Here is a 13,520-nt window from a genome sequence, read left to right as displayed (position 1 = left end):
GGCCGCCAAAAACAATAGGAGCATAAAAATGTCCGATGGGCGAACTCTCTCCCCACGCCCCCGCAGCGAACCGGCTGAGCCAGCAGGCAAAGCAGCGGCAAAAGATGGCAAGCAGGCCAATCTACAAGATGTGTTCCTTAACATGCTGCGCAAGAACAAGATTCCTGTGACGATGTTTCTGGTCAAGGGCGTAAAACTGCAGGGTATTGTCACGTGGTTTGACAATTTCTCCATCCTGCTGCGCCGTGATGGGCAATCGCAATTGGTCTATAAGCACGCAATCTCTACGATCATGCCGGGCCAGGATATGGACGCCGATCAGTTTCAGATCCGTGCCGGGAATAAGCGACAGCGTCTGCTGCAGGATATCTTCCTCAGCCGCGTGAGCGAGGCTGAGGTGCAGGTCACCATGTTCCTGGTAAACGGCGTGATGCTGCAAGGCCGCATCGCATCCTACGATCTGTTCTGCATGCTGCTGGAACGTGATGGTGCCGTGCAATTGGCCTATAAGCACGCTGTTTCAACCATTCAGCCCGCCGGGCCGATTGATCTCAGCGATGATGGCGAAGAGTTCGACAGCTGAGCTTTGATGATGATCTGCAGGATGAGGTAACCCGCGGGGCGCGGGCCCTGGTGCTATGCCCGGATATCCGCACGCTCAAATACGATCTCGACGCGCCGGAACGGCTCGAAGAGGCGCAAGGCCTCGCGCTAGCGATTGGTGTGGTGATCGCCCATTCCGAGATCCTGCCCATTCGCCAGATGCAACCGAACACGTTGTTTGGCTCTGGTCAGGTGCAGAATATCGCCGCTTGGTGTGAGCTGCACGAGGCGGAATTGGTTGTGGTTGATGGCGCTCTGACGCCGATCCAACAGCGCAATCTTGAGGATCGACTCAAACGCAAGGTGATCGACCGCACGGGTTTGATCCTTGAAATCTTTGGCGAGCGCGCGGCAACGGCGGAAGGCCGCCTGCAGGTTGAGCTTGCCCATTTGGACTATCAGCAGAGCCGACTGGTGCGCAGCTGGACCCACCTGGAGCGGCAACGCGGCGGTTTCGGCTTCCTCGGCGGTCCGGGTGAGACCCAGATTGAGGCCGATAGGCGGATGATCCGCCAGCGCATGGGCCGATTGCGACGCGAGCTGGAGCAAGTGCGCAAGACACGGCAATTGCACCGCGACCGGCGGGGAAGGGCGCCGTGGCCCATCATCGCGCTCGTCGGCTATACCAACGCCGGGAAATCCACGCTTTTCAATCGCTTGACCGGCGCAGAGGTGATGGCGGAAGACTTTTTGTTCGCCACGCTTGATCCGACCATGCGCGCAATCAGCATGCCCGGTGTGGAAAAGGCGATTCTGTCAGACACGGTCGGCTTCATCTCTGACCTACCGACGCAGTTGGTCGCGGCATTCCGCGCCACCTTGGAAGAGGTTACCGGCGCAGACATCATCCTGCATGTGCGCGATATGGCCAATCCCGCCCATCAGGCTCAAAAGAAACAGGTGATGGACGTACTCGGCGAGCTAGGCGTGGTTGAGCCGATCACGGGCGCCAGCGATATTCCGATTCTGGAGGTTTGGAACAAGATTGATCTGGCAGAGCCAGAGCGCGCCGGGGAGCTGCGCACAACCGCCGAGGCGCATGATGATTGCGCAGTGATTTCAGCGATTAACGGCGAAGGCGTCGAAGAGCTCCTCACCATCGTCGCCGATATGCTGACGTCCAAGGCGCAAGTCATCACCGTGACATTGCCTGCCAGTGATGGACGGCGGATCGCTTGGCTGCATGCGCATGGCGATGTGGTGGATGAAAGCGATGCTGGGGAAGGGGACACCGGCCCCTTAAGAGCGTTGACGGTACGGCTCAATCCCAAGGAATTGGGGCAGTACGAGACGCTTTAGAGCGGTTTAATCGGACGTTTCGTTCCGTTTTACCCGTTGCCACAGCTGCTCTTGCTCATCGAGCGACAGCTCAGCAAATGCACCTTCGCTCAGCGCTTCCATGCTGCGAAACCGCCGCTCAAACTTGGCATTGGCCGCACGCAGGGCATCTTCAGCGCTGATCCCATGCGCGCGGACGTAATTCACCGCCGCGAACAGTAGATCACCAGCTTCTTCGGCCTTGTGAATATCGGAGGATGCAGCCTCAAGCTCTTGCATTTCCTCGTTTACCTTCGCCGCAGGTCCAGCGGTGTCTGGCCAGTCAAAACCAGTGCGCGCGGCGCGCTTTTGCAGTTTTTGCGCCCGCATCAGCGCTGGCAGCGCCAAAGCAACGCCGTCCATCGCGCTCGTTTCGCCTTTTTCGCTACGTTCGGCTTCTTTCAGGTTCTCCCAGCGGGTTTCCCCCATGGTTCCGTCTTCGCCGCCAAAGATATGCGGATGACGGGCTTCCATCTTGTCGGAAATGGACCGCGCGACATCCTCAAAGGCAAACTCGCCGTCTTCCTCCGCCATGCGCGCATGAAACACGACCTGGAGCAGCAAATCGCCAAGTTCACCGCGCAGCTCGTCCGTATCCGCACGCTCAATTGCATCGGCAACTTCGTAGGCTTCCTCGATCGTGTACGGCGCGATTGTCTTGAAGGTTTGCGCGACATCCCATTCACAGCCGGTCTCTGGATCGCGCAACCGCGCCATTATCCCGAGCAATCGGTCGATTTGGCTGGATGGGGGAGTATCGCTCATGGGACCCGCTATTCCGTAATGTAAGATTGATAATATATATTATGTTAAATCAAGGAACGCTTGCCAGTGCCCTCAGATGCCCCTCAACCTCGGATTAGACTCACCAACAGAAACGCTCCACCAAAGATCGCGACCCATGTCAGCGCCTGCTGCGCCGTCTTACCCCAGTCCTTTTGGTAAGACGCATAAGCGCTGCCAACCAAGACCAGCCAACCGATCGCCGAAACAATCTGTAGAACCGCCATTTCACTCATGCGACAAGCTCCAATCCATCATAGCCGACCACCACATGATCCGGCGTCTCATCAACCAGCGTCTGATAATCCATGCTCTTATCAAGATGGCTCAGCACCAATTTCTTCGCGCCGCAACGCTCGGCCAGCTCCAATGCCATCGCCAGATTGGCATGCGTTGGATGCGGATCGCGCCGCAAACAATCACTCACCAGGATATCGACGTCTTCATACAGCTCAACCATTTCATCCGAGATCGCGCTAAAGTCCGTTGCGTAAGCGATTGATTTACCGTCCGCTTCAAACCGATAACCGGTGGTTTCGCCAGGCCCGTGCTCCATCTGGCACCATTCCACGCCAAAACCTGCCGCCATTCGGATGTTATCCAGCGTTTCCAGCTTCGCGATGGTTGGATAACCTTCTTGCCCAGCAAACACATAGCCAAAGCGTTGGCGCAGCTGCCGCGCGGTGTCTTCGCCGGCAAAGCCCGGTATCGGCGCGGCCCGGCCATAGCGCATCACACGCAGATCATCGATCCCGTGACAGTGATCGGCATGATCGTGGGTCCAGAACACCGCATCGACTTTGCCAATCTTGTTCGCCAGCAATTGCGCGCGCAGATCAGTGGAGGTGTCGACCAACACGCGCGATCCATCATTGCTCTCAACCACAATCGAGACACGAGTGCGCCGGTTTTTCGGCTCATTCGGGTCGCAATCGCCCCAATCATCGCCAATTCGCGGAACACCAGTCGAGGTCCCCGATCCAAGCATGATGACCTTCACAGTGTCGCCTTGCTGAACAATTGTTTGAAATTCGCGGTGGTTTGCGCCGCCAATTCTGAGAGTTCTTGGCCTCTCAGCTCCGCCACAAACCGCGCAGTGTCGGCGACGAAAGCTGGCTCGCATGAGCGTCCACGATGCGGTACTGGCGCCAGAAATGGGCTGTCTGTTTCAACCAGCAAGCGGTCCGACGGCACATCCTTAACCACGGCCTGTAAGTCCTTGGCGTTCTTGAATGTTACGATGCCGGAGATCGAGATCGACAGGCCCAGATCGAGCACCTTCTGCCCAAACTCCGCCGAGGCTGTGAAGCAATGGATCAGTGCCGGAAACGCGCCCTTCTCCATCTCGTCCGCGAGGATTTCCAACGTATCTTCTTCCGCATCGCGAGTGTGAATGATCACCGGCAACTGAACCTCGCGCGCGACATCGATATGCATGCGGAACAAGCGCTTTTGCGTCTCGCGGTCGGAATGCTCGTAATAGTAATCGAGGCCCGTTTCCCCGATGCCGATGACATTGGGGTTGTCCGTCGCGGCGAGTAATTCTGCACGGGTTAGATCACCATGCTTGTCCGCCTCGTGCGGATGGATGCCGACGCTGGCGAATACGTCCGCCTCACGATTGGCGGTACCAACCACCTGATCCCATTCGCTTTTTTTGGTCGAGATGTTGAGAAAAGCGCCAATTCCGGCGCCGCGCGCACGCTCCAGGACGCCCTGCTGGTCCTCAATCACGCCCTTATATTCAAGGTGGCAATGGCTATCGACGAGCATTATTCGGCCCCCTCACCCTCTGGCAGTTCGAGCCGCGGGAAAATCGGCGTGGGCTTGCCCACGGTAAAGCCGCTTTCAACAAGGCGCATATACCAGTGTGTATCGCTCAGGTTTGCATAGGCGCGCTCATCCGCTGGAATACCCAGCTGATCGAGCAGCGCAGCGGCCTTTTCCGGGACGACAGCTTGGATCGCAATGCCCAGATCGCGCAGCGCCATGAACAATGTGAGCAGCACGGCCTTCATCCGCTCTGGGTCCGTCTTGCGCAGAGTCCATGGTGCTTGGTCATCAACATATTGATTGCAGGCGTAAACTGCCTTGATCCACTCTTCGATACCGACCGAGAACGCCAGATCATGGAACGCATTTGGCAAGCCATCCGTGGCCGCTGCCCTCACCTGCGACAGCAGCGCCTCATCAGCCTGAGTGAGAGCGACATTCTCCAACGCCCCATCCATATTCTTCGCGATCATGGAAAGCGTTCGCTGTGCCAGATTGCCGAAGGAATTGGCGAGTTCCGCATTGGCGCGGTTCACAATCGCCTCGGGTGAATAGCTGCCATCCTGGCCAAAGGCGACCTCGCGCAGCAGAAAATAGCGCAGCGGCTCCACACCGAAAGTCTCAGCCAATTCAATCGGATCGACGACGTTCCCTGCACTCTTACTCATCTTCTCGCCGCCGCGAGCCAGCAAAAAGCCGTGGCCAAACACCCGCTTAGGCGTCGGCAGGTCAGCGCTCATCAGGAACGCAGGCCAATAGATCGTATGGAAGCGGACAATATCTTTGCCGATCAGGTGCAGATCGGCGGGCCAGTACTTTGCATAATCGCCGGTCTTATCCGGATAGCCGAGCCCGGTAAGATAATTGGTGAGCGCATCGACCCAGACATACATCACATGATTGTCTGAACCGGGCACTTTCACGCCCCAATTAAAGCTGGTGCGGCTGACGGAGAGATCGCGCAGGCCGCCTTCGACAAATGCGATCATTTCATTGCGCCAGCTTGCAGGCTCCAAAAAGCCCGGCGTACGCAGCAGATCAAGCAGTTGGTCCTGATATTTCGACAGGCGGAAAAACCAGCTTTCCTCAACGGTCCATTCGACGGGAGTGCCTTGGGGAGATAGCTTTTCGCCCCCCTCGCCCTCTTTCAGCTCGCTTTCGTCGTAATAGGCCTCGTCGCGGACCGAATACCATCCTTCATAGCGGTCGAGGTAAAGGTCGCCCTTGGCCTCCATCGCCTGCCAAATGGCTTGGCTCGCGCGGTGATGATCGTCTTCAACCGTGCGGATAAAACGATCATATTTCACATTCAGCGCGTCGCACATGTCCTGGAAATAGCCGGACATTTCATCCGCAAGCTCGCGCGCGGTACGGCCTTGCTCCTCGGCCTTGCGCGCCATTTTGAGACCATGCTCGTCCGTGCCCGTTTGGAACCGCACATCGCGCCCCTGCAAGCGCTGGAAACGCGCGATTACATCGGCAGCAATCGCCTCATAGGCATGGCCAATATGCGGCCGCCCATTGGGATAGCTGATCGCGGTGGTGACGTAAAACGGATCGGTGTTTTGAGGTTCAGACATTGGGGCGTGCGCTAGCGCCGGAGGCGGAGACAAGCAAGGTTCCGATCTCCATCGCCAGAAGGCCGGCGTCATAGTTGAAGGTCGGCGCCTGTCCCGCGAGAGCGACGAGTTCTCCGTGCGCGTCGATCAGAGCCAAGCGCTGAACCGGATCGGCGGTGCGTGCCGCTTGCGCAGTGATGGCCTGCGCCAACTCAAGCACCGATTGCAATCGTTCGCGGTCTGGGCGGCCACCAATCAAGCGCGCAAGCTCGCCCCGCCCCGTAAACTGCGGGTCGCCTTCACGCAGCAATCCGCCAATGCTGGCCGCAATCGGTGCGAGGTCTTGGTCCATAAAACGCAATGCTGCGCCGTAGGAGCCGCCACTGGCGAGCCGCGCCGCCTCCAATGCCGCCGGATTGGTCTCTCCTGATTGCTGGCTGAGCATTTCCTCCATCTGGCGAGCGTTCAGCACAGGAAAGCGCATGATGCGGCAGCGCGAACGGATGGTCGGCAAAAGCCGCGATGGACGGTGCGTCACGAGCAGGAAAAACGTGCCCTGCGGCGGTTCCTCTAGGCTTTTGAGCAGAGCGTTGGAAGCCGAGGTCTCCATATCATCCGCCGGATCGACGATGATTGCGCGCCGGGATCCCAATGTTGGCCGAGTGTTCAGCCGCTTTTGCATAGCGCGGATCTGCGCGACAGAGATGTTGCGCTTGGTTTGGTAGGGCTTGCCTTCCTCGCGCTTCTTCTCTTCCTTATCGTCCTTGGGCAGGTGACTGAGCGTGATGATATCCGGATGCTCGCCCGCAGGCTGCGGCACGCCCGTTTCATCGACGAGCTCGCGCGCGGCGGCCAATGCGAAGTCATGTTTGCCAAGCCCGCTTTTTCCCGCAAGCAGCCAGCCATGGTGCATCCGCTCGCTGGTCAAGGCATCGCGCCATTGCCGCCACGGGCCATCATGATTGGGCCAATTCATGCAGAAGCGCTCAGCAATGGCTGAAGAGCCGCGAGGACACGGGTTTGAACGTCTTCGGGTGAGCCGTCGCCGTCGATCACTGCAAATCCGCTGGGGTCGCTTACCGCGAGAGCGCGAAACGCATCTGCCACAGCGCGGTGATAGTCGCGGCTGCGCCCGCCAATCGCGTCGCTTGCATTGCCGTCCCGCTCGGCCAAGCGTTCCAACATGCGCGCCTCGTCAATTTCAACCAGGATGGTGAGGTCTGGGCGCAAGCCGCCGCTGCCGATTTGGTGGAGTTCTTGCACCGCCTCATCGCCGACATGTCCTGCCCCGCCCTGATAGGCGCGGCTTGAATCGACAAATCGGTCGCAAATCACCCATGCGCCGCGCTCCACCGCTGGGCGGATTACGCGGGCGACATGGTCTGCGCGCGCGGCGGCGAACAACAGCGCCTCTGCCTCAGCGCCCCAGCCCTCTCCAGGTGGATCGAGCAGCAGATTGCGGATGGCCTCTGCCCCCGACGTACCGCCCGGTTCGCGGGTTAGGACCGCTTCGATCCCGCGCGCCCCCAAGGTTTCGGCGAGCATTCGCGCCTGAGTTGATTTGCCCGCCCCTTCGCCGCCTTCAAAGGCTATGAAGCGGCCGTTTCCAACACCGCCGCTCATGGCAACCACCCCGTTAACCCATTGATCAACCGGTCAAACACGCCAGCCTCGGCCACGTCTTCTTTTGCAAGTAAGGGCACATTGGCAGGCTCCATACCTTCGACCGAAATCTGTAGGCTCGCCACCTGCTCACCAGCGGCGATAGGCGCGCGCAGCGGCCCGTCATAGGTAATCGCCACCGAAACCTCTGGCGATTGACCTTTCGGCACGTTCACGAACACTGGACCGTCCGTGACCAGAGCGACCCGGCGGCTTGTGCCATTTTGCACCCGCGCAAATCCGACCTGCTTATCGCCGCCAACAACGCGGCGGCTGTCGAACGCGGAAAAACCCCATTCGAGATAGCTCTTGGCTAGCCGCGCCCGCCCGCTTTGGCTGCTGACTCCGCCAATCACCATTACGAGCCGCTGACCATCACGTTTGGCTGTGCCGAGAAAGCCAAAGCCGGATTCGTTGGTGTAGCCGGTCTTGATCCCGTCCCCGCCTTCAAACGACCCGACCAAGGGATCGCGATTGCTTTGCGTTATGCCATTATAGGTGAACTGTCTGCGGCCAATGAAACGCGCGTGTTTCTGCGGATGCTGCGATGTCAGCGCCGCGCCCAGTGTCACCAGATCACGCGCTGTCGTGAAGGTCTTGCCCTCATCCGGCCAGCCATTGGGCGTGCCAAAGCGGCTGTTCGTCATCCCGATCGACAGCGCCTTTTCATTCATCAGCGTCGTCCAGGCGGCAACCGATCCCGCGTGCCCCTCTGCCAAAACGATGGAGCCATCATTGGCCGAGACCGTCGTGATCCCGGTCAACAATTCATCGACCCGAATGCGCGCATCAGCGGGCAGCCACATGGTCGAACCCTTGCCGTTCCACTCACGCCAAGTCTCTGGGCGAATGGTGAAAACCTTATCTGGCTGGAGCACCCCCTCCTCCATCAGTTCAAAGGCGAGAAAGGTGGTCATCGCCTTGGTCATAGATGCGGGAACAAAGCGGCGGTTTTCGTCGCGCGCATGGAGGACCTGCCCGCTGGTGATATCCACCAACAGCGCTATTGGCGCTTCGCTGTCGGTTGGAACCGCAGGTAAAAGCGCGCTTTGCCCGAACACAGCGCTCGGGGCGCATAGTACGGCTAGAAAAGCCGCCGCGATCCGGGCTTTAGCTTGCAAATTTGGGACGCTGACACTCACCAGCGCAGCTATAACCACAGCCTTTCGCCTTGGCGAGACGCCGCGCGGTTTAGTTCACGATCTCGTCAGCCAGCAGCCCAACGCTCATCGCGTAATAATTGGAACAATTGTACTCCAGGATCACCCGGTAATTGCTGGTGAGTAGCCATGCGGGCCGTCCTGGGCCATCGGGTTGGAACAGCGAGGCGAGCGTATCATCCGCCAGCGGACGCTGAGGCTGAACGCCCAGCTCGCGCCATTCGCGCACCGTCTTCCACTGGCTATGACGTTCATGGACACGCGGGCAAACCGGCGCGCGCAGCTTCGTCTTATAGGCATCGACGTTGAAACCGCTCGGCACGCGCGCACGCACGCCCCATGGCTGACCGGTGCGCCATCCGGCGTCTTTGAAATAATTCGCAATCGAGGCAAACGTGTCTGCGCGGTTAGAGAAGATATTCGCCCGGCCATCGCCGTCGCCATCCTCTGCAAGGCGTAGATAGACCGAGGGCAAGAACTGCGGATTGCCAAAGGCCCCGGCATAGCTGCCGACCAATTGCTGCCGTGAATAACCTTTGTCAGCCACCTTCATCAGCGCGACCCATTCGCCAGAGAAGAGTTCGCGGCGGCGCCCCTCCCATGCAAGCGTTGCGAGGCTGCGCGACAGGTCAAAATTGCCGCGGATCCGGCCATAGCTGGTTTCATGCCCGAAAATCGCCACCATGATTTGCGCTGGCACGCCGTATTCGGCCTCAATCCGGCGCAGGGTTGTGCGATTTTCACCAAACACGCGCCGTCCCCCGGCAATGCGGGTCGGGTTTACATGCTTTGAAATATAGGGCGCGAGCGCTGGATAGCCGCGCCGTGTCGGGCTGCCTGGTTGTCCGCGATCAAGCCGGATCACCCGGTCATTGGGCGTCAAGCCGCTCGTCATGCGCCGGATCGTCGCCTCGCTGACACCTTCTGCCCGCGCGCGCGCTTTTAGCGTTTCCATATAGGCCCCGAAGGACTGGGTCGTGGAGCTGCTCTGCTGCGCGGTGGCAGGGGTAGACGCCGAAGAGGTGCCGAGGGCCGTCATGAAAGCGGCGGCGGTGATCGCAAGTTTGTTCAAAGCCATGAGCGAGTTATTCTCACAGTCAACATGAATTGCCAATTATCGAATGCGATCTAATCGACAGACTTCACGAAAAAATGCGCCAGACGCCGTTTAGAACGCGTGTTTCGACGTTTTAGTGTTTTTGGCTGACCTTTATGGGTGACAACAGCGAATTCAGTCGCTAGCGAGCATCCCCGCGCGGACAGTTGGCAGAGTGGTCGAATGCACCGGTCTTGAAAACCGGCAAGGGTGCAAGCCCTTCCAGGGTTCGAATCCCTGACTGTCCGCCATTTAAAAGGCTCCACTTTTGTGGGGCCTTTTTGCGTTTAGCGGCTGGCTCTAAAAATGCAGCGCGCGGCCATAGGCATCGAGCACGCTTTCGTGCATCATTTCGGACAAGGTCGGATGCGGGAAGACCGTCTGCATCAGTTCCTGCTCGGTCGTCTCCAAGGTCTTGCCCACGGTATAACCCTGGATCAGCTCAGTCACTTCTGCACCGATCATATGCGCGCCCAGCAGCTCGCCTGTGCCCGCATCAAACACGGTTTTGATGAAACCTTCCGCTTCGCCCAGCGCGATGGCTTTGCCATTGCCGATAAAGGGGAAATTGCCGACGCGAACCTTATGTCCTGCCTCCTTCGCCGCCGCCTCAGTCATGCCGACGCTGGCGATTTGTGGGTGGCAATAGGTGCAGCCCGGAATGTTGCTGCGATCAAGCGGGTGCGGGTGAACATCCGAATTGCCCAGTTCTTGAGCAATGGCCTCAGCGCAGCTCACGCCCTCGTGGCTGGCCTTATGCGCAAGCCATGGGCCAGGGGTGCAATCACCAATCGCCCAAATGCCTTTAGTCTTGGTGCGGCCAAACGGATCGATCTGAATGAAGCCGCGGTCCATTTCCGCCAGCTTCTCCAGCCCGATATTCTCCGTATTGGGCTGAATTCCGATGGCGGTGATCACATGACTGAATTCGGTGGTCGATGCTTTGCCAGCCTTGTCCTTGATCGTCGCGGTGACGCCTTTGGCGCCGACCTTCAATTCATCGACCCCGGCGCCGGTCATCACTTTGATACCTTGTTTGGCGAGCGATTTTTCGAGGAAAGTGGAGACATCTGCATCCTCAACCGGCACGATCCGGTCAAGCATTTCGACCACGGTCACATCCGCGCCCATATCGTTGTAAAAGCTCGCAAATTCGATCCCGATCGCGCCCGATCCAATCACCAGCAGCTTGCTCGGCATTTCGGGCGGAGTCATTGCGTGACGATAGGTCCACACGCGCTTCCCATCGGCGGGTGCAAACGGCAGGTCGCGCGCCCGCGCGCCGGTGGCTACGATCACGTGCTTGGCAGAGAGCTTCTCTTCGCCCTTATCGCCCTTCACCGTGAGGCTGGTCGCCCCGGTCAGCTTGCCCTCGCCCATATGGATGGTGATCTTGTTCTTTTTCATCAGGTGGCCAATGCCCTGATTGAGCTGCTTTGCGACGCCGCGGCTGCGCTTCACCACGGCTTCCAAATCGGCCTCAATGCCTTGCGCCTTCAGGCCATAATCGCCCGCATTCTGCATGTAGTGGAATATCTCTGCCGAGCGCAGCAATGCCTTGGTCGGGATACAGCCCCAATTAAGGCAGATGCCGCCGAGGTTCTCACGCTCAACAATCGCCGTTTTGAGGCCCAGCTGCGCGCAGCGGATCGCCGCCACATAGCCGCCGGGGCCAGAGCCAAGAACAATTACGTCGTAGGAAGCGCTCATACCACCAGCCCCATTGGATTCTCGATCAGGCTTTGGAACTGAGCCAGTAATTTCGCCCCGTCCACGCCGTCAATGGCGCGGTGATCAAAGCTGCCCGTCACAGTCATTACGGTCGCGATGCCAAGCGCGCCGTCAACAACCGCGGGGCGTTGTTCGCCCGCGCCGACGGCCAGGATCATCCCCTGCGGAGGGTTGATCACGGCATCAAAATGCTTCGTGCCGAACATGCCAAGGTTCGAAAGCGAGGCCGTGCCGCCCTGATATTCATGCGGCATCAGCTTGCCATCGCGCGCCTTGCCTGCCAGCTCCTTCATCTCGGTTGAGATTTCGGCGAGCCCCTTGCGCCCGGCATCGCGGATCACCGGCGTGATCAAACCGGAAGGCGCAGCCACCGCAACAGAAATATCCTGACGGCTGTACTCGTGCATGACTTCGCCCTGGAAGCTGACATTGCATTGCGGCTCGCGTTGTAGCGAGCGCGCCAGCGCCTTGATGATCAGATCGTTGACGGAGAGTTTCACTCCATCCGCCTCCAGCGATGCGTTAAGTTCCTTTCGCAGTTTCAGCAGGGCATCGAGCTGAACATCGACGGTCAGATAGATATGCGGGATTTGCTGCTTCGCCTCGGTCAGGCGGCGAGCAATGACCTTGCGAACATTGTTGAGCTTCGCCTCGGTGTAGGGCGCGCCGCCATCTTCCGGTGCCATGGACGGCGTGGGAGTCGGCGCCGATGCAGCCGCGCTTGCCGCGGGCGCCGCGGTGGCACTGGAACTTTCAACATCTGCTTTCACGATCCGGCCATTGGGACCAGAGCCGGTGATCTGCGAGAGGTCCACACCCTTTTGCTCAGCAATGCGCTTTGCCAGAGGAGAGGCAACAATCCGCCCTTCCGATGATGATGGCGCAGATTTTGGTGCAGGCGCAGGCGCTGGTGCCGGAGCCCCAGCAGGCGCCTCAGTAACTGGCTCGGGCTCTGCCGGAGCGCCAGGCGCAGGCGCAGGCGCAGCACTTGGTGCGCTCACATCGCCAATATCTTCGCCCTCTTCCGCCAGCATCGCGATGACTGTGCCGACTGCAACGTTCTCGCTGCCTTCCTCGACCAGAATTGCAGCAATCGTCCCTTCATCGACGGCTTCAAATTCCATCGTCGCCTTGTCGGTCTCAATCTCGGCCATGATCTCGCCAGAGTTCACAGTGTCGCCGACCTTCACCAACCATTTGGCAAGCGTCCCCTCCTCCATTGTTGGAGAGAGAGCGGGCATCTTGATTTCTACGGCCATGGAGCGGTCAAATCCTCGTCGCTGGTGTTGTTTTGCCCGTGTGACGAATTCGGCCGCTTCGGGCAAGGCCTTGCATACGAAACCATTTGAAAGGATAGCTGCCTTCAGGGGAGCGAAGAATATGCGTACATTCCTGGTTGTGATGGACGAAAGCGAAGAGGCGCGGGCCGCATTGCGATATGCCGCGCGGCGCGCTGTCGCTGTGAAAGGCGCGGTGCACATCCTGGCGCTGGTCGCGCAGCAAAACGTTAGCGCATTTGGCGCGGTGCAGGACACCATTGAGCAAGAGGCGCATGACCGGGCAGAAATGCTGGCCAATGGGATCGGCGGAAATCTGCTGGCGGAAAGCGGAATCATGCCGACGATCTCGGTCAAGATTGGCAACAACCAGTCAATCGTCAGCGATTTTTTGAAAAACCATAAGGAAGTCGCTGCACTGGTGCTGGGCGCGGCGAGCGGCAATCCAGGCCCGCTGGTCACGCACTTTTCAGCGCATGCGGGCGATCTGCCCTGCCCGCTCTATGTCATCCCGAACGATTACGACGAAACCAGCAGCGATCACGAAGCGTGATGGCGG

The 13,520-nt window shown here is 59.1% G+C and carries 14 protein-coding genes and 1 tRNA gene; 4 read left to right on the top strand and 11 right to left on the bottom strand.

What is annotated here, in order from left to right; all coding sequences use genetic code 11:
- Positions 1-28: 28 nt before the first annotated feature.
- The gene (gene hfq / locus AC0V6Z_RS11735; RefSeq protein ID WP_472638663.1) at positions 29-583 is read left to right on the top strand and encodes an RNA chaperone Hfq; all 555 of its coding nucleotides are present in this window, start codon (positions 29-31) and stop codon (positions 581-583) included.
- 50 nt (positions 584-633) lie between these two features.
- The gene (gene hflX, locus AC0V6Z_RS11730; protein ID WP_472638662.1) at positions 634-1,902 is read left to right on the top strand and encodes a GTPase HflX; all 1,269 of its coding nucleotides are present in this window, start codon (positions 634-636) and stop codon (positions 1,900-1,902) included.
- 6 nt (positions 1,903-1,908) lie between these two features.
- Here hflX and mazG read toward each other — a convergent pair whose 3' ends face one another.
- From mazG to AC0V6Z_RS11685, 9 genes are all read right to left on the bottom strand, one after another.
- Positions 1,909-2,685 carry a nucleoside triphosphate pyrophosphohydrolase gene (gene mazG / locus AC0V6Z_RS11725; protein WP_472638661.1) on the bottom strand — a complete coding sequence of 259 codons (777 nt, stop codon included), beginning with the start codon at positions 2,683-2,685 and terminating at the stop codon, positions 1,909-1,911.
- Between the two features lie 83 nt (positions 2,686-2,768).
- Complete coding sequence (locus AC0V6Z_RS11720; protein WP_472638660.1) at positions 2,769-2,939, bottom strand: hypothetical protein; 171 nt, start codon at positions 2,937-2,939, stop codon at positions 2,769-2,771.
- Positions 2,936-3,703, bottom strand: coding sequence for an MBL fold metallo-hydrolase (locus AC0V6Z_RS11715; protein WP_472638659.1), 768 nt, complete (start codon positions 3,701-3,703; stop codon positions 2,936-2,938). The genes AC0V6Z_RS11720 and AC0V6Z_RS11715 overlap by 4 nt, the downstream gene beginning before the upstream one ends.
- A complete protein-coding gene (locus AC0V6Z_RS11710) occupies positions 3,700-4,476 on the bottom strand; it encodes a TatD family hydrolase (RefSeq protein WP_472638658.1) in 777 nt (258 codons plus the stop codon). Before AC0V6Z_RS11710 ends, AC0V6Z_RS11715 begins: the two co-directional genes overlap by 4 nt.
- Entirely contained in the window at positions 4,476-6,056 is a 1,581-nt protein-coding gene (metG, locus tag AC0V6Z_RS11705) for a methionine--tRNA ligase (RefSeq protein ID WP_472638657.1), read from the bottom strand. The genes AC0V6Z_RS11710 and metG overlap by 1 nt, the downstream gene beginning before the upstream one ends.
- The gene (locus AC0V6Z_RS11700) at positions 6,049-7,011 is read right to left on the bottom strand and encodes a DNA polymerase III subunit delta' (RefSeq protein WP_472638656.1); all 963 of its coding nucleotides are present in this window, start codon (positions 7,009-7,011) and stop codon (positions 6,049-6,051) included. The genes metG and AC0V6Z_RS11700 overlap by 8 nt, the downstream gene beginning before the upstream one ends.
- Complete coding sequence (gene tmk, locus AC0V6Z_RS11695; RefSeq protein ID WP_472638655.1) at positions 7,008-7,658, bottom strand: dTMP kinase; 651 nt, start codon at positions 7,656-7,658, stop codon at positions 7,008-7,010. The genes AC0V6Z_RS11700 and tmk overlap by 4 nt, the downstream gene beginning before the upstream one ends.
- Positions 7,655-8,857 (bottom strand): D-alanyl-D-alanine carboxypeptidase family protein, encoded by a 1,203-nt coding sequence (locus AC0V6Z_RS11690; protein WP_472638654.1) that lies wholly within the window; start codon positions 8,855-8,857, stop codon positions 7,655-7,657. Before AC0V6Z_RS11690 ends, tmk begins: the two co-directional genes overlap by 4 nt.
- A gap of 31 nt (positions 8,858-8,888) precedes the next feature.
- Positions 8,889-9,935 carry a lytic murein transglycosylase gene (locus AC0V6Z_RS11685; RefSeq protein WP_472638653.1) on the bottom strand — a complete coding sequence of 349 codons (1,047 nt, stop codon included), beginning with the start codon at positions 9,933-9,935 and terminating at the stop codon, positions 8,889-8,891.
- Positions 9,936-10,114: 179 nt separating this feature from the next.
- Here AC0V6Z_RS11685 and AC0V6Z_RS11680 point away from each other — a divergent pair.
- A tRNA-Ser gene (locus AC0V6Z_RS11680) sits at positions 10,115-10,204 on the top strand.
- A 49-nt stretch (positions 10,205-10,253) separates the two neighbouring features.
- On the opposite strand, the gene lpdA is transcribed toward AC0V6Z_RS11680, so the two are convergent.
- The gene (gene lpdA / locus AC0V6Z_RS11675) at positions 10,254-11,663 is read right to left on the bottom strand and encodes a dihydrolipoyl dehydrogenase (protein ID WP_472638652.1); all 1,410 of its coding nucleotides are present in this window, start codon (positions 11,661-11,663) and stop codon (positions 10,254-10,256) included.
- Positions 11,660-12,943 carry a pyruvate dehydrogenase complex dihydrolipoamide acetyltransferase gene (locus tag AC0V6Z_RS11670; RefSeq protein ID WP_472638651.1) on the bottom strand — a complete coding sequence of 428 codons (1,284 nt, stop codon included), beginning with the start codon at positions 12,941-12,943 and terminating at the stop codon, positions 11,660-11,662. Before AC0V6Z_RS11670 ends, lpdA begins: the two co-directional genes overlap by 4 nt.
- 121 nt (positions 12,944-13,064) lie before the next feature.
- Here AC0V6Z_RS11670 and AC0V6Z_RS11665 point away from each other — a divergent pair, with 121 nt between their 5' ends.
- A complete protein-coding gene (locus AC0V6Z_RS11665) occupies positions 13,065-13,514 on the top strand; it encodes a universal stress protein (protein ID WP_472638650.1) in 450 nt (149 codons plus the stop codon).
- Positions 13,515-13,520: the final 6 nt, after the last annotated feature.

The organism is Erythrobacter sp. SN6-5 (genome assembly GCF_057364945.1).
Note: the sequence above shows the minus strand (reverse complement) of the source record. Positions and strands in the feature narration are given on the sequence as shown.